This is a genomic window from Pseudomonas sp. TE21394 (assembly GCF_054057835.1).
Map to the genome: position 1 here is coordinate 2,782,091 of NZ_JBSRZR010000001.1, position 22,962 is coordinate 2,805,052.

Annotated in this window: 25 protein-coding genes; 15 read left to right on the forward strand and 10 right to left on the reverse strand. The window is 63.7% G+C overall.

Translation table 11 applies throughout. From position 1 onward, the window contains the following. Positions 1–7 precede the first annotated feature (7 nt). Together ACVWZT_RS12795 and yjiA are read left to right on the forward strand one after the other, a co-directional pair. Complete coding sequence (locus ACVWZT_RS12795) at positions 8–205, forward strand: YbdD/YjiX family protein (protein ID WP_029614786.1); 198 nt, start codon at positions 8–10, stop codon at positions 203–205. Positions 206–390: 185 nt separating this feature from the next. After that, positions 391–1,368 carry a GTPase gene (gene yjiA / locus ACVWZT_RS12800; RefSeq protein WP_296233217.1) on the forward strand — a complete coding sequence of 326 codons (978 nt, stop codon included), beginning with the start codon at positions 391–393 and terminating at the stop codon, positions 1,366–1,368. Here yjiA and ACVWZT_RS12805 read toward each other — a convergent pair. Further along, complete coding sequence (locus tag ACVWZT_RS12805; protein WP_457469615.1) at positions 1,328–2,815, reverse strand: methylenetetrahydrofolate reductase C-terminal domain-containing protein; 1,488 nt, start codon at positions 2,813–2,815, stop codon at positions 1,328–1,330. The two genes, yjiA and ACVWZT_RS12805, sit on opposite strands and share 41 nt — an antisense overlap. A 242-nt stretch (positions 2,816–3,057) precedes the next feature. Here ACVWZT_RS12805 and metE point away from each other — a divergent pair, with 242 nt between their 5' ends. After that, positions 3,058–5,349, forward strand: a complete 2,292-nt coding sequence (metE, locus tag ACVWZT_RS12810; protein ID WP_457469617.1) for a 5-methyltetrahydropteroyltriglutamate--homocysteine S-methyltransferase — start codon at positions 3,058–3,060, stop codon at positions 5,347–5,349. Between the two features lie 113 nt (positions 5,350–5,462). Here the strand turns inward: metE and ACVWZT_RS12815 are convergent, their stop codons facing one another. Further along, positions 5,463–6,641, reverse strand: a complete 1,179-nt coding sequence (locus ACVWZT_RS12815) for an acetyl-CoA C-acetyltransferase (protein WP_457469619.1) — start codon at positions 6,639–6,641, stop codon at positions 5,463–5,465. A 171-nt stretch (positions 6,642–6,812) separates the two neighbouring features. On the opposite strand from ACVWZT_RS12815, the gene ACVWZT_RS12820 reads away from it, so the two are divergent. The 4 genes from ACVWZT_RS12820 (at position 6,813) to ACVWZT_RS12835 (ending at position 10,110) form a co-directional block, all read left to right on the forward strand. Next, positions 6,813–7,082: a PepSY domain-containing protein gene (locus tag ACVWZT_RS12820; RefSeq protein ID WP_457469621.1), complete on the forward strand. Its 270-nt coding sequence runs from the start codon at positions 6,813–6,815 to the stop codon at positions 7,080–7,082. Continuing rightward, a complete protein-coding gene (locus tag ACVWZT_RS12825) occupies positions 7,082–7,615 on the forward strand; it encodes a cytochrome b/b6 domain-containing protein (RefSeq protein WP_457469623.1) in 534 nt (177 codons plus the stop codon). The genes ACVWZT_RS12820 and ACVWZT_RS12825 overlap by 1 nt, the downstream gene beginning before the upstream one ends. A 245-nt stretch (positions 7,616–7,860) precedes the next feature. Next, entirely contained in the window at positions 7,861–9,072 is a 1,212-nt protein-coding gene (fabV, locus tag ACVWZT_RS12830; RefSeq protein WP_296230509.1) for an enoyl-ACP reductase FabV, read from the forward strand. 129 nt (positions 9,073–9,201) lie between these two features. Next, complete coding sequence (locus ACVWZT_RS12835) at positions 9,202–10,110, forward strand: alpha/beta hydrolase family protein (RefSeq protein ID WP_296230511.1); 909 nt, start codon at positions 9,202–9,204, stop codon at positions 10,108–10,110. A gap of 41 nt (positions 10,111–10,151) precedes the next feature. Here ACVWZT_RS12835 and ACVWZT_RS12840 read toward each other — a convergent pair whose 3' ends face one another. From ACVWZT_RS12840 to ACVWZT_RS12855, 4 genes are all read right to left on the reverse strand, one after another. Continuing rightward, positions 10,152–10,493 (reverse strand): HopJ type III effector protein, encoded by a 342-nt coding sequence (locus ACVWZT_RS12840; protein WP_296230512.1) that lies wholly within the window; start codon positions 10,491–10,493, stop codon positions 10,152–10,154. Continuing rightward, positions 10,486–10,782, reverse strand: a complete 297-nt coding sequence (locus tag ACVWZT_RS12845) for a DUF1244 domain-containing protein (protein ID WP_225779241.1) — start codon at positions 10,780–10,782, stop codon at positions 10,486–10,488. Before ACVWZT_RS12845 ends, ACVWZT_RS12840 begins: the two co-directional genes overlap by 8 nt. Before the next feature lie 9 nt (positions 10,783–10,791). Beyond that, a complete protein-coding gene (gene folM / locus ACVWZT_RS12850) occupies positions 10,792–11,484 on the reverse strand; it encodes a dihydromonapterin reductase (protein WP_296230513.1) in 693 nt (230 codons plus the stop codon). Between the two features lie 76 nt (positions 11,485–11,560). Continuing rightward, positions 11,561–12,121 carry an antibiotic biosynthesis monooxygenase gene (locus ACVWZT_RS12855; RefSeq protein ID WP_457469626.1) on the reverse strand — a complete coding sequence of 187 codons (561 nt, stop codon included), beginning with the start codon at positions 12,119–12,121 and terminating at the stop codon, positions 11,561–11,563. 214 nt (positions 12,122–12,335) lie between these two features. On the opposite strand from ACVWZT_RS12855, the gene ACVWZT_RS12860 reads away from it, so the two are divergent. Continuing rightward, positions 12,336–13,271 (forward strand): MerR family transcriptional regulator, encoded by a 936-nt coding sequence (locus ACVWZT_RS12860; RefSeq protein ID WP_457472068.1) that lies wholly within the window; start codon positions 12,336–12,338, stop codon positions 13,269–13,271. Here ACVWZT_RS12860 and ACVWZT_RS12865 read toward each other — a convergent pair. Further along, complete coding sequence (locus tag ACVWZT_RS12865; protein ID WP_457469628.1) at positions 13,256–13,873, reverse strand: hypothetical protein; 618 nt, start codon at positions 13,871–13,873, stop codon at positions 13,256–13,258. The two genes, ACVWZT_RS12860 and ACVWZT_RS12865, sit on opposite strands and share 16 nt — an antisense overlap. Before the next feature lie 59 nt (positions 13,874–13,932). After that, positions 13,933–14,361 (reverse strand): PAS domain S-box protein, encoded by a 429-nt coding sequence (locus tag ACVWZT_RS12870; RefSeq protein WP_296230516.1) that lies wholly within the window; start codon positions 14,359–14,361, stop codon positions 13,933–13,935. 116 nt (positions 14,362–14,477) lie between these two features. Here ACVWZT_RS12870 and ACVWZT_RS12875 point away from each other — a divergent pair, with 116 nt between their 5' ends. Next, complete coding sequence (locus ACVWZT_RS12875) at positions 14,478–14,933, forward strand: flavodoxin (RefSeq protein ID WP_457469630.1); 456 nt, start codon at positions 14,478–14,480, stop codon at positions 14,931–14,933. A 64-nt stretch (positions 14,934–14,997) separates the two neighbouring features. On the opposite strand, the gene ACVWZT_RS12880 is transcribed toward ACVWZT_RS12875, so the two are convergent. After that, a complete protein-coding gene (locus ACVWZT_RS12880; protein ID WP_457469632.1) occupies positions 14,998–15,894 on the reverse strand; it encodes a LysR family transcriptional regulator in 897 nt (298 codons plus the stop codon). Between the two features lie 96 nt (positions 15,895–15,990). Here ACVWZT_RS12880 and ACVWZT_RS12885 point away from each other — a divergent pair, with 96 nt between their 5' ends. The 4 genes from ACVWZT_RS12885 (at position 15,991) to ACVWZT_RS12900 (ending at position 19,170) form a co-directional block, all read left to right on the forward strand. Next, the gene (locus tag ACVWZT_RS12885; RefSeq protein WP_457469634.1) at positions 15,991–16,377 is read left to right on the forward strand and encodes a CidA/LrgA family protein; all 387 of its coding nucleotides are present in this window, start codon (positions 15,991–15,993) and stop codon (positions 16,375–16,377) included. Further along, complete coding sequence (locus ACVWZT_RS12890) at positions 16,367–17,053, forward strand: LrgB family protein (RefSeq protein ID WP_296230520.1); 687 nt, start codon at positions 16,367–16,369, stop codon at positions 17,051–17,053. Before ACVWZT_RS12885 ends, ACVWZT_RS12890 begins: the two co-directional genes overlap by 11 nt. 176 nt (positions 17,054–17,229) lie before the next feature. Then, entirely contained in the window at positions 17,230–18,135 is a 906-nt protein-coding gene (locus ACVWZT_RS12895) for an alpha/beta fold hydrolase (RefSeq protein WP_296230521.1), read from the forward strand. Positions 18,136–18,255: 120 nt separating this feature from the next. Continuing rightward, entirely contained in the window at positions 18,256–19,170 is a 915-nt protein-coding gene (locus tag ACVWZT_RS12900) for an SDR family oxidoreductase (protein WP_457469636.1), read from the forward strand. A 217-nt stretch (positions 19,171–19,387) separates the two neighbouring features. Here the strand turns inward: ACVWZT_RS12900 and ACVWZT_RS12905 are convergent, their stop codons facing one another. Beyond that, positions 19,388–20,185 carry an IclR family transcriptional regulator gene (locus tag ACVWZT_RS12905; protein WP_457469638.1) on the reverse strand — a complete coding sequence of 266 codons (798 nt, stop codon included), beginning with the start codon at positions 20,183–20,185 and terminating at the stop codon, positions 19,388–19,390. 174 nt (positions 20,186–20,359) lie between these two features. On the opposite strand from ACVWZT_RS12905, the gene hmgA reads away from it, so the two are divergent. Together hmgA and fahA are read left to right on the forward strand one after the other, a co-directional pair. After that, positions 20,360–21,661 carry a homogentisate 1,2-dioxygenase gene (hmgA, locus tag ACVWZT_RS12910; protein ID WP_457469640.1) on the forward strand — a complete coding sequence of 434 codons (1,302 nt, stop codon included), beginning with the start codon at positions 20,360–20,362 and terminating at the stop codon, positions 21,659–21,661. 2 nt (positions 21,662–21,663) lie between these two features. After that, entirely contained in the window at positions 21,664–22,956 is a 1,293-nt protein-coding gene (gene fahA / locus ACVWZT_RS12915) for a fumarylacetoacetase (RefSeq protein ID WP_296230526.1), read from the forward strand. The last annotated feature ends 6 nt before the right edge of the window (positions 22,957–22,962 follow it).

Sequence of the window (22,962 nt, forward strand, 5' to 3'; positions counted from 1 at the left end):
TGCTGCGATGTTCAACGACCTGGGTCGACTGGGTAAGTACCTGGGGCAGGCAGCCCGCCTGATGGTCGGCATGCCCGACTACGACAACTATGTCGAGCACATGCAGAAGACGCACCCGGACCAGCCGGTGATGAGCTACGAGGCGTTCTTCCGTGAACGCCAGGAAGCTCGTTACGGTGGCAAGTCCGGGCCCAAGTGCTGCTAAGTCCAGGCTAGCGCAGTACTGTGTAGGAGCGGCCTCGTGCCGCGATCGGGCGCGCAACGCGGCCCCGGCAATTTTGGCTGCGAAGCTGAAAATCCGGGGCCGCGTTGCGGCCCGATCGCGGCACAAGGCCGCTCCTACAGGGATCGCGTTCTCCCCGCCCATTCCATGCACAGGAGATGTTCTGCGTGCAGACACCTATTCCCGTAACCGTACTCACCGGCTTCCTCGGCGCCGGCAAGACCACCCTGCTCAAGTACATGCTCAAGGCCGAGCATGGCCTGAAGATCGCCGTGATCGAGAACGAATTCAGCGAGGCCGGCATCGACAGCCAACTGCTCGGCGACGAGCCGGTGCAGGTGATGACCTTGGCCAATGGCTGCGTGTGCTGCAGCATCCATGGCGACCTCACCCGCGCCCTCTACCTGCTGCTCGAACGCCTGGATACAGGCGAAATCACCTTCGACCGCCTGGTGATCGAATGCACCGGCCTGGCCGACCCGGCGCCAGTGGCGCAAACCTTCTTCATCGATGAAGCGCTGCGTGAGCGCTATATCCTCGACGGCATCATCACCCTGGTCGACGCCGCCCATGCCGGGTTGCACCTGACCCAGACCATCGCCCAGGCTCAGGTCGGCTTTGCCGATCGCCTGCTGCTGAGCAAGACCGACCTGGTCGAGCCGGATGCGGTCGAGGCGCTGGGCGAGCGCCTGGCTCGCATCAATGGCCGGGCCCAGATCCGTGTGGTCGAGCATGGCCGCATTGACCTGGCGGAACTGCTGGATGTGCGGGGGTTCAACCTCAACCCTGATCTGGGCACAAACCTGAAGCCAACGCTACGCCCGCTGCTCAAACCCGCTACCCCGGACCGCATCTCCACCTTGGTACTGCGCACGCAAACCGCTTTGGACATCGACCGCCTCAGCGACTTCATGAACGCGTTGCTGGAAACCCACGGCAAGCAGCTGTTGCGCTACAAGGGGGTGCTGAACATTGCCGGTGAGGCGCGCAAGCTGGTGTTCCAGGGCGTGCTCAAGCTCTACGGCTTCGATTGGGATGCCGAATGGGCCGAGGATGAAACCCGCGAAAGCGTAATGGTATTCATCGCCGACGATCTGCCGGAAGCTACGATTCGGGCTGGGTTCGAGGCGCTGGCTGCGCGCTGAGCTGGCGCGCCGTCTGCGCCTGAAACCATTGCGGCCAGGAGCTGCGGTGGCGGGTCTCGACCTCGATGCACGGGATCAGGCGCTCGCTCAGTAGCGCCGTCTGCCGTACCGCTTTGGCCGTGCGGTACTTGACGCTGTGAATGCACTCGCGATCGCCAAACTCGCAACGGTTCAGCGCGGTACCGCCGCAAGGGCCGTTGGCCAGGCCCTTGGGGCAGGTTTCGGGGCAGATGTATAGGGTGTCTTCCAAGCGGCAACGGCCGCAGGTGTCACAGCCTACCAGCGGCTGCTTCACCGCGCGTTCCACCGTATGCAGTACCTGTGCGCCAAGGCGCGTGGTCCACAACGGCTGACGCACGGCCCAGCCGAATGCCTTGCTCAAGCCGTTGCGGCGGCTGAACAGCAGCGCGTGCATGCCATGCATCAGGTGGTAGCGCGTTTTCTCCGTGAGCGAGGCGGCGACCCGTGACTCACCCTGGCGCCAGGCTGCCTGTGGCGGGTGGAAACTGACCGCCGACAGGCCAGGCATCTGCCAACTGGCGTGCCAGGCCGGTGCCCAGTGTTCCAGCGTTTCGATTTGCGCTTGCCAATGCTCGATGCGTGCTTCCAGCGCCAGCAGTTGCTTGAGATCGTGAATCCCTGACAGATGCACACCGGCATAGCCCATCAGTTTGACGCCGATTATCTGCAACGCCAGGCGGTCGACGCTACGGGCCAGGGCAAAAGCCTTGGACTGGGCCGCTTCAGCTTCGAGCAGGTCGCGCATGGACGGCGTGACGGTCACCCCGGCGACATGGTCGAGCATCGCCGCCCGCCCGTGGGTCAGACTCATGAGGCAGGCCAGCATCGGCCTGGGCGTGGCCTGGCGGCTCATCCAGTGCATGGCTTCCTGATGTTTGCTGGCATCGAAGCCCAGTTGCAGGGTGAAAAAGTCGGCACCCGCCGCCAGCTTTTTCTCGGCCTTGAAGTACTGGGCGCCGCCTTCTTCCTCACAGTACTTGAACGGGTTGAGGGCCGCGCCGAGCAGCCAGTGCGGGCAGGCCTGGCGGGCAATCTGCAAGGCAGCGACCGACTCCAGGTAGCGCACCGGGCGCTGGCCAGGCTGGTGACCGGGCAGGCGGTCGCCAGTCAGCAGCAACAGCTGGTCGAGGCCGGCCGCATCCATGCGTTGCAGTTGGGCGAGCAAGTGATGGCGTTCGCGATCCTTGCCGGAGAAATGCGGCAGGGCGGGTACCGGAGTGCTGAAGGAAGCGAGGGCGTCCAGCGGTGACATGTCCAGCGGGCTGCCGACGCGGTCGCCGATGGCCACGGTCATTGGCCAGCCGCACAGGTGCGCGCGCGTCAGGATTGCCTCCATGGCAGCGAAACGTTCTGCGGACGGTTTGGGGACGAATTCCATGACGCAGACGAAGGTGTTTTCGCGCAGCGCGGTTTTCAGCAGGCTCATGGGGCCGGGCACCTGTGTGGTCAGGGTGGCATTGTGCGGCAGATGCCGGTTGGGGTCATGTCCGGATGCGCAGGGTGCTGCTCTGAATGAGACATGGGTTGTTTCTGCTGCGGCCTGTCGTCGGCACCACAGGGCGCTGATCATGAGGAAATCTTGAGTTCATCTCAAATTTAATGAGTTTGTTTCAAGAAGGCTGCGCCCGGACAATCCCCTCATTCATTTTGCATGCTGAGGGACAAAACATGGCACTGGCACACAACCTGGGCTTTCCACGTATCGGCCACGACCGCGAGCTGAAAAAGGCCCAGGAAGCCTTCTGGAAGGGCGAACTCGACGAAGCCGGCCTGCGCGCCGTGGGCCGCGAGCTGCGTGCCCGGCATTGGCAGGTACAGAAAGACGCCGGCATCGAATTGCTGCCGGTCGGCGACTTCGCCTGGTACGATCAGGTGCTGACCCACTCGCTGACCTTTGGCGTGATCCCCCAACGCTTTGCCAGCAACGATCCTGCCGGGCCCACCCTGCAGACCCTGTTCGCCATGGCCCGGGGTGCCGTCGGGGACAGCTGCTGTGGCGGCGCCCATGCCCAGGAAATGACCAAGTGGTTCGATACCAACTACCACTATCTGGTCCCCGAGTTCACCGCTGACCAGCAATTCGTCCTCAGCTGGGAACAGCTGTTCGAAGAAGTGGAAGAAGCCCAGGCCCTGGGCCATGTGGTCAAACCAGTGGTGATCGGCCCGCTGACCTATTTGTGGCTGGGCAAGGCCAAGGGCGGCGATTTCGACAAACTGGAGCTGCTCGACCGCCTGTTGCCGCTGTATGACCAGATCCTCAACCGCCTGGCTGCCCAAGGCGTGGAGTGGGTGCAGCTGGACGAGCCGATCCTGGCCCTGGACTTGCCCCAGGACTGGAAGAACGCCTATGAGCGCGTCTACAACATCATTCAGCGCGCGCCGCTGAAGAAGCTGATCGCCACCTATTTCGGCGGCCTGGAAGACAACCTTGGCCTGGCCGCCAACCTGCCGGTCGATGGCCTGCACATAGACCTGGTGCGGGCGCCCGAGCAGTACCCCACCATCCTCGACCGCCTGCCGGCCTACAAGGTGCTGTCACTGGGCCTGGTCAATGGCCGCAATGTCTGGCGCTGCGACCTGGAGAAGGCGCTGGAGGTGTTGCGCCATGCCCATGAACGCCTGGGTGAGCGGCTGTGGGTGGCACCGTCCTGCTCGCTGCTGCACAGCCCGGTGGATCTGGCCCGTGAAGACCAGCTGGATGCCGAGCTGCAAAGCTGGCTGGCCTTTGCCGTGCAGAAATGCCAGGAAGTGGCGCTGCTGGCCAGGGCCATTGACGACCCGCAGGCCGCTGATGTCGCTGCAGCCCTGGCGCATAGCCGGGCCGTGCAGGCCAGCCGCGCTGCCTCGCCGCGCATCCACAAGCCCGCCGTACAAGCCCGCCTGGCCGCCATCAAGCCCGCCGACAGCCAGCGCCAGTCGGCGTTTGCCCAGCGTATCGTCAAGCAGCGTGCGCAGCTCGGCCTGCCAGCGTTCCCGACCACCACCATTGGTTCGTTTCCGCAGACTCCGGCCATCCGTCTGGCGCGCCAGGCCTACAAGCAGGGCAAGCTGACCGAGGCCGATTATGTCGAGGCCATGCACAGCGAGATCCGCCATGCGGTGAAGATCCAGGAGGATCTGGGCCTGGATGTGCTGGTACACGGCGAGGCCGAGCGCAACGACATGGTCGAGTACTTCGCCGAGCAGCTCGACGGCTATGCGTTCACCCGCTTCGGCTGGGTGCAGAGCTACGGCTCGCGCTGCGTGAAGCCGGCAGTGATCGTCGGTGACCTGAGCCGGCCGAAGGCCATGACCGTGGAATGGATCAAGTATGCCCAGAGCCTGACCGGCAAGGTGATGAAGGGCATGCTGACCGGCCCGGTGACCATGCTGATGTGGTCGTTCCCGCGCGAGGACGTGAGCCGTGAAGTGCAGGCGCGTCAGCTGGCACTGGCGATCCGCGACGAGGTGCTCGACCTGGAAGCGGCGGGGACCAGAATCGTGCAGATCGACGAAGCGGCCTTCCGCGAAGGCCTGCCGCTGCGCCACGCTGCCTGGGCCCACTACCTGGAGTGGGCCACCGAGGCCTTCCGCCTGTGTGCTTCGGGGGTGCGCGACGAAACCCAGATTCATACCCACATGTGCTACAGCGAGTTCAATGATGTAATCGAGTCGATTGCAGCGATGGATGCCGACGTGATTACCATCGAGACTTCGCGTTCGGACATGGAATTGCTGGCGGCGTTCGAGCGGTTTGCCTACCCCAACGAGATCGGACCGGGGGTATACGACATTCACTCGCCACGGGTGCCGAGCCGCGAGGAAATGGTCAAGCTGTTGCGCAAGGCCGCCCGGCGCATTCCCGCCGAGCGCCTGTGGGTCAACCCGGATTGCGGGCTGAAGACCCGTGGCTGGCCGGAGACCGAGGCGGCGTTGATCAATATGGTTGCCGCTGCCCGCGAGCTGCGCGCCTTGGCCTAGGTGGGTGGTCTGAGGGGGGCGAGGTGTTTGCCGTGATAACGGCAGTGCCTGTGAGACCGAGCGCCGCCCGCGCGGCGCTCGGTCTCACAGGCACTGCAGATACGGCGGCGTAATCAGCGCTCGATCGCCAACGCCACGCCTTGCCCACCACCGATGCACAGGGTAGCCAGGCCTTTTTTGGCATCGCGCTTGATCATTTCGTGCAGCAGGGTCACCAGCACCCGGCACCCGGACGCGCCGATCGGGTGGCCGAGGGCAATGGCCCCACCATTCACGTTGACCCGCGCAGCATCCCACTCCAGCGCCTTGCCCACCGCCAGCGCCTGCGCGGCGAAGGCTTCGTTGGCTTCGATCAGGTCCAGTTCGGCCAGTTGCCAACCGGCTTTGTCCAGGCAACGCTGGGTCGCGGAAACCGGACCGATACCCATGATCGCCGGGTCGACTCCGGCACTGGCATAGGCTGCGATCCGTGCCAGCACCGGCAAGCCGAGGGCCTTGGCCTTGGCGGCACTCATCAACATCACGGCGGCGGCGCCATCGTTCAGGCTGGAGGCATTGCCGGCAGTGACGCTGCCGTCCTTCTTGAACGCCGGGCGCAGTTTGCCCAGGGACTCGACGGTAGTGTCCTGGCGTGGTTGTTCGTCCTGCGCGAACACTTTGGGCTCACCCTTTTTCTGTGGCATCACGATCGGCGTGATCTCGTCAGCGAAGCGCCCGGCCTCGATTGCCGCCACTGCCTTGCGCTGAGACTCGGCGGCAAAGGCGTCCTGCTGTTCACGGCTGAGGCCGTATTTGTCCACCAGGTTTTCCGCGGTGATACCCATGTGATAGTCGTTGAACGCATCCCACAGGCCGTCGCTGATCATGCTGTCGATCAGTTGGCCATGGCCCATGCGCTGGCCGGTACGGGCCGAGGGCATCACGTAGGGGGCGAGGCTCATGTTCTCCTGGCCACCGGCGATGACCACTTCGGCGTCACCACAACGGATCGCCTGGGCCGCCAGGTGCAGGGCCTTGAGGCCCGAGCCGCAGACTTTGTTCAGGGTCAGCGCCGGTACGCTGTAGGGCAGGCCGGCGTTGATCACCGCCTGGCGTGCCGGGTTCTGCCCGGCGCCTGCGGTCAGCACCTGGCCGAGGATGACCTCATCGACCTGCGCCGGCTCCAGCCCGGTCTGCTCCAGCAGGCGCCTGATCACGGCGGCACCGAGGTCTACCGCAGGTACGGTGGCGAGGGCGCCCTGGAAGCTGCCGATGGCGGTGCGGGTTGCGGCGACGATGACCACGTCGTTCATGTTGTTGTTCTCCGTGCGGTGGACGTAATGCTGCAAGCATCGGTGGCTTTGGCTCATTTGTTAAGTTTGTTTTTCTTTGCGATTGATCCGGAAAGCCAATGAATGGGCGCAAAGCACCCTGCAGATCTAGACTTGATGAGTCGTACTTCAATTTCGATGGAGGTAATGCTCATGCGCACGCGCGTACTGATAGCCTTGTCCCTGCTGCTCGCCAGCAGCACTGTCTTCGCTGCCCCCGAATGCACCACCGCCGACAAGAGCACCTGGCAAGACCAGGAAAAGTTCCAGGCCCAGCTCAAGGAGCAGGGCTACAAGATCAACAAGTTCAAGGTCACCAAGGGCAACTGCTACGAAATCTACGGTTTCGACAAGGATGGCAAGAAGGTCGAGATCTACCATGACCCCGTGACGGGCAAGGCAGTCAAGACCGAGTACCACTAATGGGCAGTGACGGCACGATACAGCTGTGGGACCCTCTGCTGCGCCTGTGCCACTTGTCGATCGCCGTGGTGTTCTTCGCCAACTATTTCTTCAACGAGGAGGGTGACGACTGGCACCAGTGGCTGGGCTACTACGCCCTGGCCGTTGTCGTGGTGCGTATGGTCTGGGGCTTTGTCGGGCCACGCAGTGCGCGCTGGGCCGACTTCTGGCCAACTCCGGCAAGCCTGGTCGAGCATGCCCGGGCACTGCTGCATGGGGAGCTTGACCATCACATGGGGCATTCGCCGATAGGTGCCCTGGTGATGGTACTGATGCTCACCGGCATCGCCGGCCTGGGCCTGACCGGGTGGGCCTCGCAGGAAGTGGATGCGCTGTTTGGTGTCGACTGGCCTATAGACCTGCACAGCTGGCTGGCCGACGCGGTGCTGGTGCTGGTTTGCGTGCATGTGCTGGGCGCCATCTACGAGAGCGTGCGCCTACGCGAAAACCTGCCGTGGTCGATGATCACCGGCCGCCGTCGGCGTCGCGACTGACTGTGCCGGTCTCTTCGCGGGCTTGCCCGCTCCCACAGGTATTGCGCAGCCGTCAGGATTTGCGCTGTCGCTGAGGGGCGGGTTCACCCGCGAAGCTGGCCGGAACAGGCCAACCACCGTTTTGCATCCCTATGTTCACCCCGTAATATGTGTCGGATAACCTGCGAGGGTAGTCTCACCCTCTGATCAATCGGAATCGCCCATGACGGCGCTTCCTCCGGCATAAACCTGACGAGGTACAGACATTGGCCATCATTCATCCTAAGGTTCGCGGTTTCATCTGCACCACGACTCATCCGAAGGGCTGCGAGCTCAACGTCCGTGACCAGATCGAAGCCACCCGCAAGCTGGGCGTGCGCGAGGATGGCCCGAAGAAGGTCCTGGTCATCGGCGCTTCCAGCGGCTACGGCCTGGCGGCCCGTATCACCGCGGCGTTCGGCTTCAAGGCCGATACACTGGGTGTGTTCTTCGAAAAGCCTGGCACCGAGACCAAGGCCGGTACCGCCGGCTGGTACAACGCTGCTGCCTTCGACAAGTTTGCCAAGGCCGAGGGCCTGTACAGCAAGTCGATCAACGGTGACGCCTTCTCCGACGAAGCCCGCGCCAAGGTCATCGAGCTGATCAGGAACGAAATGGGTGGCAAGGTCGATCTGGTCATCTACTCGCTGGCCTCGCCTGTGCGCAAGCTGCCGCAGACCGGTGAACTGGTGCGTTCGGCGCTGAAACCGATCGGCCAGCCCTACAAGTCGACTGCCATCGACACCAACAAGGACACCATCATCGAGGCCAGCATCGAGCCGGCCACCGAGCAGGAAATCAAGGATACCGTCACCGTCATGGGTGGCCAGGACTGGCAGCTGTGGATCGACGCCCTGGCCGGCGCCAACGTGCTGGCCGAAGGCGCCCGCACCGTGGCCTTCAGCTACATCGGCACCGAAATCACCTGGCCGATCTACTGGCACGGTGCGCTGGGCCAGGCCAAGCAGGATCTCGACGAAACCGCCCTGCGCCTGGACAAGAAACTGGCTGGTGAAATCAAGGGCGGCGCCAACGTGGCGGTACTCAAGTCGGTGGTTACCCAGGCCAGCTCGGCCATTCCGGTGATGCCGCTGTACCTGTCGATGGTGTTCAAGATCATGCAGGAGAAGGGTGTTCACGAAGGTACCCAGGACCAGCTGGACCGCATGTTCCGCGAGCGCATGTACCGCGCCGACGGCGCGCCGGCCGAGGTCGACGAAAAGGGCCGCCTGCGCCTGGACGACTGGGAGCTGCGTGACGACGTGCAGGACGCCTGCAAGGCCATGTGGCCACAGGTAACCACCGAGAACCTGTTCGAGCTGACCGACTATGCCGGTTACAAGAAACAGTTCCTCAACCTGTTCGGCTTCGAGCGCGCTGACGTCAATTACGACGAAGACGTGGCGACCGATGTGAAGTTCGACTGCATCGAGCTGTAATCGCTGCTGACTGGTACCGGCCCGCTTCTGCGGGCCCTCACCGCCTGCAGGAATGGGTTTACCTGCGAAGAGGCCGGTACAGGCTATGAATCTTTGCTAGCTTTGGCGCACGACAACAGGGAATGTGCCATGAGCAGCCTTGACCAACCTGCCACCGCCTTTCGCCACACCGCAGCCGACGGCTACAGCCTCGGCGGCTTTCGCTGGCGCCACGCCCAACCTGACACCCAGCGCCCGCTGGTGATCATCAATGCTGCCACTTCGGTACGCTGCCGCTACTACTCGAGGTTCGCCGACTACCTGTTTGCCCAAGGCTGTGATGTGCTGACCTATGATTACCGCGGTATCGGCGAGTCCCGCCCGTCATCGCTGCGCGGCTTCCAGGCCACCTGGAGCGACTGGGGCCGGCTGGATTTCGAAGCCATGCTTGCATACGCCGCAGAACACTTCCCAGGCCAGCCGGTGGATGTGGTGGGGCACAGCTTCGGCGGCTGTGCGGTGGGTTTGGCGCCGTCTGCGGGTCAGGTACGCCGGCTGGTAATGGTGGGGGCGCAATTCGCCTACTGGCGCGATTACGCGGCCAACCAGCGCTGGCAACTGTTCGGCAAGTGGCACCTGGTGATGCCATTGCTCACGCGGGCGTTCGGTTATTTCCCCGGCAAGCGCCTGGGCTGGCTGGAGGACACGCCATCCGGCGTGGTGCATGACTGGGCCACATGTACGCCGCGTTATGAGCAGCGCCCCAGCGGCCGGGCACTGGCGATGCTACCGTTCGCCCAGGTACAGGCGGCGACGCTGGCGGTCAGCCTGAGCGATGACCCCTTTGGTACCGTGGCGGCGACAGAGCGTCTGCTGGGCTACCTGCAGAAGGCTGAGCGCTGTCATTTGCGCATCGCGCCTGAGGATATCTCGGTAGGGGAAATCGGCCATTTCGCGTTCTTTCATGATCGGTTCCGCGACAATTTGTGGCCGTTGGCGGTGCAGTGGTTGCAGCGGGGCGGGTTGGCAGCTGGTGTGCCGGGGACAATCATCAGTTGAAGTAATACAGATTTCGGGGCCGCAAAGCAGCCCCGGCAATCTCACGCCTTGCGCGAAAGTGGCTGCCCGGCAAACTTCACACCGGCCAGGCCATGCTTGATCAGCGCGCGGATGTTGCCATGGTCGCTGCCGTCCGGCGTAGCCAGCACATCCCGGTAGTGCTCGCCAAAGGCCTGCAGCGCTTCCTGGTCGCTCAGACCTTCCAGCAGCGCCAGGCCCAGGGTCTTGCATGAGCCTTCGTTCTGCCCGGCCGCATTCGCCAGGCCGCCGTTGTCGAAGGCCTGTGGCTGGTAGCTGTAATGGTCGGCAACGAACGCCAGGGTGTCGGCAAAGACATGTTTGCCGCTGGCGAGGCTGGCGCGCAGGGTGTCGAGGTCAGTCACGAGGTTTTCCTTTTTCGAACGCCGCTTGTTGCTCGGCGCTGGCTTCTTTCTGGTATTGGGCTTTCCACTCGGCGTACGGCATGCCGTACACCGCTTCGCGGGCATCGTCCAGGCTTACGTCGAGCTGGCGCTCGTCAGCCGCCGCCTTGTACCACTTGGACAGGCAGTTGCGGCAAAAGCCGGACAGGTTCATCAGGTCGATGTTCTGCACGTCGCTGCGCTTTTGCAGGTGTTCGACCAGGCGCCGGAACGCGGCGGCCTCGAGTTCGAGCTGTTGCTGTGGGGTCATGGGCTTCTCTCAGGTCATGCGATTCTTCAGGTGGCGGCCACCGTTGATGACCACCTGGCTGCCGGTGCTGTACTGGCTGGCGAGCAGGTACTTGACCGTCTCGATCAACGGGCCGGCGCCGGGTTCGAACTCCAGCAAGGCCTTTTTCAGGGTCTGCTGCCGATAGGCTTCGTCAGCGCCTTCCTTGAGGATCAGCAGCCCGGGCAGGATACCGTTCACACGCACCTTGGGCGCATATTTTTCAGCGAACGACAGCACCATGTTCTGCAACGCGGCCTTGGTTGCGGCATAACCGATATGGCTCTTGCTGCCGCGCGAAGAGGTTTCGTCGCAAATATGGATGATGTCGGCCTTGTCCACCCGCGCCAGCAGCTCGCCCAGCGCCAGGTTGAGGTGGTAGGGCGCTTCGACGTGCAGGCGGAACATGGTCTCGAGGTTGTCGAGACCATCGTCGAGCCACAGCGAAGCGTTATGGATGATCGCGCGCAGGCCGTCGTAATGGCCATGCAGGTAGTCGATCAGGGCCTGGCGGTCGGCCGCCTGGCACAGGTCGGCCTGGAACTGCACGATGTTCGGGTGGGCCGCCTGTGGCTGGGCGCTGCGGCTGGCACTGACCACCTTATGGCCGGCCTGGGCAAGTTCAAGGGCCAGAGCCAGCCCGACGCGCTGGCTGGCTCCGGTAACGAGAATTGGGCTGTTCATGTTCGGGGCGGTCAACTGTCTGTCCTTGGGTTGCCGCCCAGCATACCCGAACTGTTCAATGCGTGTACCGCTGGCCTCAGCGGCTGCGCAGGGCACCCGTGGCGGGTGGTGATGTGTGCAGCCAGCCGGCCAGCAGGCGGGTGGACAACGGGATGAATAGGTAGACCATCATGGGCGTCAGGGCCAGGGTGCTGAGCAGCACCCTGGGCGACAGTTCCAGCGCCGCCAGCCAATGGCCGAACACCAGGTTGAACACCAGCGAGACCGGGAAGAAGGCCAGCCAGATGGCCACGGCCTGTTTCCAGCGCGGTGGTTTTTGCACCATGTGGGTGCCGAACCAGTCATCAATGCCGCTTACGCGCGCCTCCCTGGGGCGTTCGAACAGGCCATTGCCGCGTTGCAACCAGGCCCGACGCGAAGCGGAGTGCTCCCAGGCATGCAAGGTGGGTTCGTCGCTGAAGCGGAAGATGATCTGGAACTCATCGCCATCGCGGGGTGGGGCGAGGATGCCCGAACCGAGGTAGCCGGGGAAATCGGTGGCCAACTGCTCGCCTTCATGCAGCCAGGCCAGCAGGTCCTGGTAGCGGCCATGGGCGGCGCGGCGCGACACCATCAGGGTGACGGGTGGGGTAGACATCGTGTATCTCCTGGCGACAGGGCTGGCGGGTAGCTGGCCCTTCTGGCTGAGTCGCCCGGGGTGGTGGGCGACGCAGGCGTGCATGCAAGAATCGGGCGCGGATTATCGCGTATCGGCATTCTTCGGCAAATGGCATCCGGCAAACGGTCAATCCCTGTGCCCGTTACGGTCGTAGTAGACTATTGCTCGACCTACCACAGGGTAACCCGTGCACATGAACGAACAGGGGCGTAAGCCAGTGATCGACGCCGGTCTGATGCAGCAGGACCTGTTTCCGATCCGCGAAGTTTCCCGCCTGACCGGCGTCAATGCCGTGACCTTGCGCGCCTGGGAGCGCCGCTATGGTCTGATCCAGCCAACCCGCACCGACAGTGGTCACCGCCTCTACTCGCAGGCCGATATCGATGACGTGCGCCGCATCCTTGGCTGGCTGGAGCGCGGTGTGGCGGTCAGCAAGGTCGGCAGCATCCTAGCGCGCGACCATGCCCTGGCCGGGCAGGCAGGCGGGGCGATGGATGCCTGGGCACGTTGGCAGCAGCAGATTCGCCAGGCAGTGCAAGGTTTTGATGCGGCAAGCCTGGACCGCCTGTTCGACGAGGTGTTTGCGGCAAGCGCAGTGGACCAGGTATTCAGTGAAGTGTTCATGCCGGTTTGGCATGACCTTGCCGTCGGGCACGGCGGTTATGGGCAGGCCAGCGAGTGGCTGTTCCTGGACCAGTTCCTGCGTGGCCGGGTGTTCGCCCGCTTGCGGCTTGCCCGTGCGCCGCGCGGGCGCACGGTAGTGCTGGCGCCACTTCCGGGGCATTGCCATGAGCTGGAATTGCTGGTTGCCAGCCTGGCTCTGGGCAGCGACGAAGTGGGCGTGACCCTGTTGGCGAACGGGCAGCCGCTGGCGGAACTGGCGCTGGTTTGCGAGCGCCTGAAACCGGATGCCTTGGTGCTGTTCTCCCACCAGTCCCCCACCGTCGAAATCAACCGGCGCCTGGCACGCCTGGTGGCCGGGTTGGAGTGCCCGTTGCTACTGGCCGGTGAGGCGGCGGAACTGGCACAAGAGAGCCTGGCTGGCAGCCCGATTGCCTGCCTGGGTGCTCAGGGTAGTGTGATGCGTCAGCGTTTGCGGCAGTTTCTGGCCGGTCAGCTCGATACCTGAGTGTGCAGTTCAGGGTGGGCCCGGCGATGGGCCTGAAGAATGTAATCGCGCAGGCGTTCGGTTTCTTCGGCCGAGCTTTGGCTGAGGTCGTAGGCGGCCAGGTCCGGGCCGATGCGTCGGCTCAACACGCCATGCAGTTTGATGGGACTGATGCCGCCAGGCGCGAAGCGCAGCTCGAAGCGCGCTGGCGCTGCCGGCAGGCCACGGACTTCAACTAGCGTACCCTTGAACGATATATCACGAACCCGCAGGCCGCTGTCCTGCCCATCGGCATCGAGCAACGCGCTCGGCTGCTCCATCGACAGGCGCCAGGGGCGCAGCATGGGGCCGTCTTCGTAGATCTCTGGCGAGCCCAGTTGCAAGTGCAGGGCGTGGAATTCGTCTTCCACCAGTTGCAGCGGGAAGCTGATCTGCTGGTTGTTGAACTGGGCCTGCAAGGTGACTTGCTCATTGGCCACCAGACGGGTAAGCAAGCTCTGGATTCGACGGTCGCCATTGACCAGCAGGCTCGACATGGGGTCGGCCAGGTTCAGTTGCGGCGAATGCTGCATGTTCTGTATGAAGTCCAGTTCGTCCTGGGTGAGGAGCGCTTCTGCTTGCATGATCGAACTCAAGGGTGGCGTTTTCTTCAACGGGATTGACCGTCACCGGTGTACTTGGTTCAGGTGCGTTCGTCGGGTTTCGGACGAGCGTGCAGCTCCGCCAGCTCGCGTTCCAGTTCGACCTGGCGGCTCACGTCTTTCTGGATCCCGATGAAGTAGGTGCGTTGTTCGGCATCGTGCCTGACCGGGGTGATCGACAGCTCGTTCCAGAAAGCGCTGCCATCCTTGCGATAGTTGCGCAGCACTTCGCGGCACGGGCGGCCTTCGGCCAGCGCCTTGCGAATGCGCGCACGGCCAAGCTGGTCACGGTCGCTGGCCTGCAGGAAGCGACAATCCTGATAGAGGATCTCGTCACGGCTATAGCCGGTCAGGCGTTCGAAGGCGGCATTCACATAAATCAGGATGGTGTCGTCGCCTTCCTGTTCGGCGACCACGATCCCGTCGTTGGATGCGTCGACCATGGATTGCAGCAATTGGGCGTTGATCATGTTCGGGCCATTGAACGAAGAAGGGCTGAAGATGGCGACTTTGATAGAGGGGGCCTTTTGCCAGCGCTGGGTGGTAGTATCCTACGATTTCACTCAGTTTCGGAATCCTCTACTTGATGAAAGTCGCCATTATTTCCGGATCGGTCTACGGCACCGCCGAAGAAGTCGCCCGTCACGCTGAAACGCTGCTCAAGGCAGCGGGCCTGGAAGCCTGGCATGCGGCGCGCGCCACCTTGCAGGACCTTGAAGGTTTTGCCCCTGATGCCCTGCTGGCCGTCACCTCTACCACCGGCATGGGCGAGCTGCCGGACAGCCTCATGCCGCTGTACAGCAGTATCCGCGATACGCTGCCTGCGGCCTGGCGTGGCCTGCCGGGCGCGGTGATCGGGCTGGGCGATTCCAGCTATGGCGACACCTACTGCGGTGGGGGCGAGCAACTGCGCGAGCTGTTTGCCGAACTGGGCGTGCGGGAAGTGCAGCCGATGCTGCGCCTGGATGCCAGTGAGACGGTAACCCCGGAAGCAGATGCCGAGCCTTGGCTGGCCGAGTTGGCTGCAGCATTGAAAGCCTGACGAGCTGTGTCGCCAGCACCGGCCTTTTCGCGGTTAAACCCGCGAAAAGGCCAGCAAGGGCCACTCATGCCTTGCTGTCGGGCACTGACCGCTCGCTCACCAACGCCAACCAGGCCTGCGCGGCTCGTGACAGATACGCCCCGCGCCGCCAGATGAAGGCGATGTCCCAACGCAGGTCCTCCGGCGAGCGCAGCGGCAAACGCACTACCCCGGGGCGTTCCAGTGCCCTTGCCACCACACGGGGCAGCAACACCACGCCCTGGCCCGCCGCCACCAGCGCCGCGAGAAAGTCGGCCTGGCCACTGCGCCCGCCTTCCTTCGGGGTAAAGCCTTGCTGCAGGCATGCCTTCAGTAGCCGGTCATTGAGCACGAAGCTGCGCTGGTAAAGCAGAAACGGGGTATCGGCCAGCTGCTGCAGGTCCACCCCGTCCTGGCCCGCCAGGCTGTGGCCGGCCGGTAACAGGGCATCCAGTGGCTCGTTGCAGAATGGCTGATAGGCGAAAGCTTCGTCAGTGGGTGTCAGGCTGCCGCCCAGCTCCAGTTCGCCACTTCTTACTGCCTGTTCTACGCTGCGGCTGCCACCTTCGAGCAATTGCACGGTAATGTTCGGGTGGCGCCGCCGGTACTCGGCGAACAACCCGGCGAACAGCGCGTCGCTGCCCAGCATCGGCAAACCCAGACGCAACTCGCCGCGGCCCATCTGGCTGAGGTCGTCCAGTTCACTCAGCAGCGCCTGGCGCTGGCGCAGCAGGGCTTCGCCACGCTCCAGCACGATGCGCCCGGCCGCAGTCAGGTGCAGCTGTGAAGCCTGGCGTTCCAGTAGCGGCTGGCCCACATCTTGCTCCAACTGGGCGACCTGTTTGCTCACGGCCGACTGGCTGACGTGCAGGGTTTGCGCCGCCTGGGTGAAGCCACCGCGGTGAACCACTTCGATAAAGCTGCGCAGTTGTTTGAATTCCATGAGTGCAATTCCATTCTGGAATGGTGTGCAGTCTAACAATTCGCTTCTGGCCTAGGCAGCCGAAACTTAAAATGAGGGCCTGTTCGAGGAACCCCCATGAAACCCGCGTTACTGAAAAAAGCCCTGCGCCTGCTGGCCGAGCTGGCAACCCTCTGTGCCCTGTTCCTGCTTGGCGGTCAGCTTGCTGCCTGGCTGGGCTGGCCGATTCCGGGTGGGGTGATGGGCTTGGCCATGCTGCTGTTGCTGTTCGCTGCAGGTGTGCTCAAGCCGGCCATGCTGCAACTGGGGGCAGGCTGGCTGATGGCCGAGATGCTGCTGTTCTTCATTCCGGCGTTGATGAGCCTGCTCGATTATGGCGCCCTGATCCGTGACGAAGGCTGGCGCATCTTGTTGGTGATTGCCGTGAGCACCTTGATGGTGATGGTGGTGACCGCATTGACCGTTGAACTGGTGTGTCGCTGGAGCTTGCGCCATGAGCCTTGAACCGATGCCGCTGTTCTGGCTCGCCCTGACGCTGCTGGCCTATCTGGGCAGCCGCTGGTTGTACCGACGCAGTGGGCGCTACCTGCTGTCGCCGCTGATCCTGGTGCCGGTCTTGTTGCTGGCGGTGGCAGTACCGCTGCACACCGCCTATGCCGAGTACGCCCGCAATACCCACTGGCTGATGAGTGTGCTCGGCCCGGTGACCGTGGCATTCGCGGTGCCGATCTGGCAGCAGCGGGCCATGCTCGCACGCCATTGGCCGGCGCTGATGGTGGGCATGGTGGCCGGCAGCAGTGCCTCGATTGCCAGTTCCTGGGGGCTGGCCCATCTGTTCGCATTGGACAGTGCGACCAGCCTGTCGCTGGTGCCACGTTCGATCACTACCCCCTTTGCCATGCCGCTGGCGCATGACCTGGGGGGTGTACCGGAGCTGACTGCGGTATTCGTGATGTTCACCGGGGTACTTGGGGCCATGTTCGGCGGCGTGCTGCTGCGCTGGCTGCCGTTGCGTACGCCGCTGGCACGCGGTGCGCTGTTTGGCGTCGGTGCCCATGGCGCGGGGGTCAGCCGGGCACAGGAGGTGGGCCGCGAGGAAGGATCGGTGGCGGGCCTGGTGATGGTCCTGACCGGGCTGCTGAACCTGTTCGCGGCACCGCTGCTGACCATGCTGCTCTGACCGTTCGTGCCACTGACTCGCTCAGTCATCAAGCTGGCTGGCAACGCAAGTTCAAGGCCCCGGGCTGCTGGCTAGACTCAGCCTCGACTCAGAGAGCACATGTAAGTGCCGAGGTGACATGCAATGAGCGCAGCCTTGCCCTGTTCAACCAATACCACTTCACCGGGACCCTGCTGATGCCTCTGGCCGAAATTCCATTGTGCGTCTGGCGTACCCGTGGACAGAATTTCAACTTCCGGGGCCAGAGCATCCGTTACTGGATTGCAGGGCAAGGAGAGCCCCTGCTGCTGTTGCACGGTTTTCCCACGGCCAGCTGGGATTGGCACTACCTGTGGGGGCCTTTGGCCCAGCGCTTCCGGGTAATCGCCTGCGACATGCTCGGCTTTGGCGATTCCGCCAAACCGGTCGATCATGCCTACAGTCTGATGGAGCAGGCCGATCTCCAGCAGGCCTTGCTCGCCGAACTGCAGGTCGGGCAGCCGGTGCACCTGCTGGCCCACGACTACGGTGGCAGCGTGGCCCAGGAACTGCTGGCGCGGCATCACGAACAGCGCGCCAGCATCGGCAGCTGCGTGTTCCTCAACAGCGGGTTGTTTCCGGAAAGTTGTCGCTTGCTGCTGATCCAGAAACTGCTGCTCAGCCGTGTGGGCTGGCTGATAGGGCGCTCGTTCGGGCGCGACGACCTGGTGCGCAACGTGACCCAGGTCTACGGGCCTTGCACCCATCCCAGTGAAAGCGCACTGGATGACCTCTGGAGCCTGATCACCGCCAACAACGGCACCCGCGTGTTGCACAAGCTGGTTGGCTACATGCCGGAGCGCAGGCTGCACCGTGACCGCTGGGTTGGCGCCATGCAGCGTGAAGGCGTGCCGTTGCGCCTGATCAACGGCATGGTCGACCCGCTGTCGGGTGCGCACATGGTCGAGCGCTACCTGCAACTGGTGCCGGCACCGGACACGGTACAACTGCAAGGTATCGGCCACTATCCGCATACCGAAGCGCCGGTTCAGGTATTACGCCATTACCTGGCCTTTCGCGAGCGGCCGCTGAGCTATCTGCCACAGAAGATGGCGTGGTCCTGACCAGGCTTGCCGACCATCGCGTTGTGTTATTGCCAGGCATTCAGCCAGCATGCGCTTGATTGTCCATTCGCCTTCGACGGCAGACACTCGGCAGACCTGAACCTGCCTGGAGCCCTGTACATGAGCGAGCCTGTCCGTCTGCAAGATCGCGTGGTGATCGTCACCGGAGCCGGCGGTGGCCTGGGCCGTGCCCATGCGTTGCTGTTCGCTGCGCGTGGCGCCCGGGTGGTGGTCAACGACCTCGGTGGCTCCACCCATGGCGAGGGTGCCAGCGCTTCGGCCGCTGACCGGGTTGTCGAGGAGATTCGCGCCGCAGGTGGCAACGCCATCGCCAGCCATGATTCGGTCAGCCATGGCGCGCGCATCGTCGAACAGGCCCTGGACAGCTTCGGCCGGGTCGATGTGCTGGTGAACAACGCCGGCATCCTGCGTGACAAGAGCTTCCACAAGATGGAGGACAGCGACTGGGAGCAGGTCTACCGGGTACATGTCGAAGGGGCCTACAAGGTCACCCGCGCCGCCTGGCCGCACCTGCGCGAGCAGAACTGGGGGCGGGTAATTTTCACCGCATCCACGTCGGGCATCTACGGTAACTTTGGCCAGGCCAACTACGGCATGGCCAAGTTGGGCCTGTATGGCTTGACCCGCACCCTGGCGATCGAGGGGCGCAAGCATGGCATCCTGGTCAACGCCATCGCCCCGACCGGCGGGACACGCATGACCGAAGGGCTGATCCCGCCCCAGGTGTTCGAGCGGCTCAAGCCCGAACTGGTCAGCCCGCTGGTGGTGTACCTGGGCAGCGAACAGTGCGAGGCCAGCGGGGAGCTGTTCGAAGTGGGCGGCGGCTGGGTGGGCAAGGTGCGTTGGGAGCGTAGCCTGGGCGTGGGTTTCGATCCGCGTGAGGGCTTTACCCCAGAGCAGGTGGCTGAGAACTGGGCGCGCATCGATGACTTCGAAGGGGCGGTGCACCCGCAGGACAGCCTGCAGGCCTTGCAGCAGATGATGGCGAACCTGCAGAAGTACCCGTTGGGCTGAAACCTTTGCCGCACAGGCGAAGATTATCTGCAGTGCAGATAAAAAAGGCCGCTGCAAACCGCAGCGGCCAATCGAGACGTCAGATCAAGGAGCTTCAAAATCTACGTCGGTGAACCTCGCAGGCCTGAAAGGCGGGGGGGAGCCCTTCATGCCGGCCAGTGAGTTAAGAATAAGCGCTTGATCCTATAGGAAAAATAGCGGCTTATGACATTCACCTTTACGCCTCGGGCAATAGTGCCGCAGGTGTATAGCCCATCCGCCAGCTGGTTTCCCGTGCTGCCGCCAGCAGCCGTCGCGCCGCCGGGCCATGCTCGTCGGCGTGGAAGATCGATGTTGGCCCGACCACGGTCATCACCGCAGCGATCTGCCCCATGGCATTGAACACCGGGGCCGACAGCGCATCCACGCCGGGCATCAGCAGCCCGTGTACATGGTGCAGGCCACGTTCACGGATGCCGGCCAGTACTGCCTGGTAATCGGCAACACTGTGCTGCAGGGCCGCCAGTTCCCGGTCACGCAACTCCACGGTCTCGCGTTCGGGCAGGTAGGCGGCGAACACCAGCCCGGTGGATGAACTGAGCAGCGGCAGTACCGAGCCGATCTGGGTGACCACGGTGACTGCGCGGACTGCCGGCTCGATGCTGACCACAGTCGCGCCCTGGTTACCCCAGACGGCAATGAAGCAGCTCTCGTTCAGTTCATCGCGCAGCTGCGACAACGGCAGCGCAGCGATTTTCAGCACATCGATGCTGCCCAGCGCCGCCAACCCTACCCGCAGGGCCTCGCGCCCCAGGCCGTAATGGTTGGTGGCGGCGTCCTGTTCGGCAAAGCCGCTGGCGATCAACGCCTGCAAATAACGGTGCACCTTGCTCGCCGGCATCTGCACATGCTCAGCCAGGCGCGACAGCGAGGTGGAGGGGGAAAGTTCCGCAAGGGCCTTGAGGATATCGGTGCCGACCTCTGCCGAGCGGACTTTCTGCTTGCCGTTGTCGGCGGAGGAGCTGGCTTTGGTCATGGACATCTGTTTCCGGAATTTTCGCGTCGCGCCTTTATAGCTTGACGCATTGCCCGGAGCAAATTACGTTATTCGTAATCTGATTACGATAAAAACAACGCAGATGCGCTGCCAACCCGATCGGGATCGGTAGCCAGCTGTCAGCAACGGCTCGGCCAGAGCCCGGAGGCATCGATGAATCGCGATACGACACCCGACCTTCACTACCTCAGCGGCTTTGGCAACGAATTTGCCAGCGAAGCCCTGCCGGGTGCCCTGCCGGTCGGGCAGAACTCGCCGCAAAAGGCGCCGTACGGGCTGTATGCCGAGCTGCTCTCGGGCACGGCGTTCACCATGGCCCGCAGCGAGCTGCGCCGGACCTGGCTGTATCGTATTCGCCCGTCCGCGCTGCACCCACGTTTCGAGCGTCTGGCGCGCCAGCCACTGACCGCCCCGCTGGGCACCATTACCCCAAACCGCCTGCGCTGGAGCCCCCAGCCGATCCCCAGCGAACCGACCGACTTCGTCGAAGGCTGGCTACCCATGGTGGCCAATTCGGCAGCAGACAAACCGGCTGGCGTCAGCATCTACATCTACCGCGCCAACCGTTCGATGGAACGGGTGTTCTTCAACGCCGACGGTGAGCTGCTGCTGGTGCCGGAACAAGGCCGCCTGCGCATCGCCACCGAACTGGGGGTCATGCAGGTTGAGCCGCTGGAAATCGCAGTGATCCCGCGCGGCATGAAGTTCCGCGTCGAGCTGCTCGACGGCCAGGCGCGTGGCTACATTGCCGAAAACCACGGCGCACCGCTGCGTCTCCCCGACCTGGGCCCGATCGGCAGCAACGGCCTGGCCAACCCGCGTGACTTCCTCACCCCGGTGGCGCATTACGAGGAGGGCGCAGGCCCGGTGCAGCTGGTGCAGAAGTTCCTTGGCGAACACTGGGCCTGCGAATTGCAGCACTCGCCGCTGGACGTGGTCGCCTGGCACGGCAGCAACGTACCGTACAAGTACGACCTGCGGCGCTTCAACACCATCGGCACGGTCAGCTTCGACCACCCGGACCCTTCGATCTTCACGGTATTGACTTCGCCGACCAGCGTGCATGGCATGGCCAACATGGACTTCGTGATCTTCCCGCCACGCTGGATGGTGGCCGAGAACACCTTCCGTCCACCATGGTTCCACCGCAACCTGATGAACGAGTTCATGGGCCTGATCAACGGTGCCTACGACGCCAAGGCCGAAGGTTTCCTGCCCGGCGGTGCCTCGCTGCACGGCGTTATGAGCGCACACGGTCCCGATGCCGAAACCTGCGAGAAGGCCATTGCCGCCGACCTGGCGCCGCACAAGATCGACAACACCATGGCCTTCATGTTCGAGACCAGCCAGGTGCTGCGCCCGAGCCAGCAGGCCCTCGAATGCCCGCAATTGCAGGCCGACTACGATAGTTGCTGGGCCACCTTGCCGAGCACCTTCAACCCGAACCGGAGATAACCATGAACCAGACCGCCATTGCCCGTAGCTGGGTGGAGCACGCCAACGGGCACAGCGACTTCCCACTGCAGAACCTGCCGTTGGGCATTTTCAGCCGGCCCGGGGAAGCCAGGCGCTGTGGCGTGGCCATCGGCGACGCGATCCTCGATCTCGAGGCAGTGCTGGCCGCCGGCCTGTTCGACGGCGCCGCCAAGGCCGCTGTGGAAGCCACCCGCGGTGGCGCTCTGAACGCATTCTTTGCCCTCGGTCGCGGCGCCCGCGTGGCTTTGCGCGAACGTCTGCTGGTGTTGCTGGGCGAGCATAGCGAGCACCAGGCGGCGCTGCAGCCTGCGTTGTATCCGGCCAGCACCTGCCAGCTGCATGTCCCGGCGCAGATCGGTGACTACACCGATTTCTACGTAGGCATCGAACACGCCAGGAACGTCGGCAAACTGTTCCGCCCCGACAACCCGCTGCTGCCCAACTACAAGTACGTGCCGATCGGTTATCACGGCCGCGCCTCGACCATTCGCCCGTCCGGCACCGACGTGCGCCGCCCCAAGGGCCAGACCCTGCCGGCCGGGCACAGCGAGCCAAGCTTCGGCCCCTGTGCGCGCCTGGACTACGAGCTGGAACTGGGTATCTGGATCGGCCAGGGTAATGAAATCGGCCAGGCGATCCCGATCGGCGATGCCGCCGAACACGTGGCCGGCCTGTGCCTGCTCAACGACTGGTCGGCACGAGACATCCAGGCCTGGGAATACCAGCCACTGGGCCCGTTCCTGTCGAAGAGTTTCGTTACCACCATCTCGCCATGGGTCGTCACTGCCGAAGCGCTGGAGCCGTTCCGTTGCGCCCAGCCGCCACGCCCGCAAGGCGATCCGCAGCCACTGTCGTACCTGCTGGACAAGCGCGACCAGGCCGCCGGTGCGTTCGATATCGAACTCGAGGTGCTGCTGCTGACCGAGCGCATGCGCGAGCAGGGCATGGCCCCGCACCGCCTGACCTTGAGCAGCACCCGCAGCATGTACTGGACCGTGGCGCAGCTGGTGACCCACCACAGTGTCAATGGCTGCCAGTTGCAGCCGGGCGACCTGTTCGGTTCGGGCACGCTGTCGGGTGCCACGCCTGGTTCGTTCGGCAGTCTGCTCGAGATCACCGAAGGCGGGAAACACCCGGTGGAGCTGGCCAGTGGCGAGGTACGCAAGTTTCTCGAGGACGGCGACGAGATCATCCTGCGTGGCCGCTGCGTGCGTGAAGGCGTGGCCAGCATCGGCTTCGGCGAATGCCGTGGTACGGTCATCGCGGCCAACTGAGGAGGC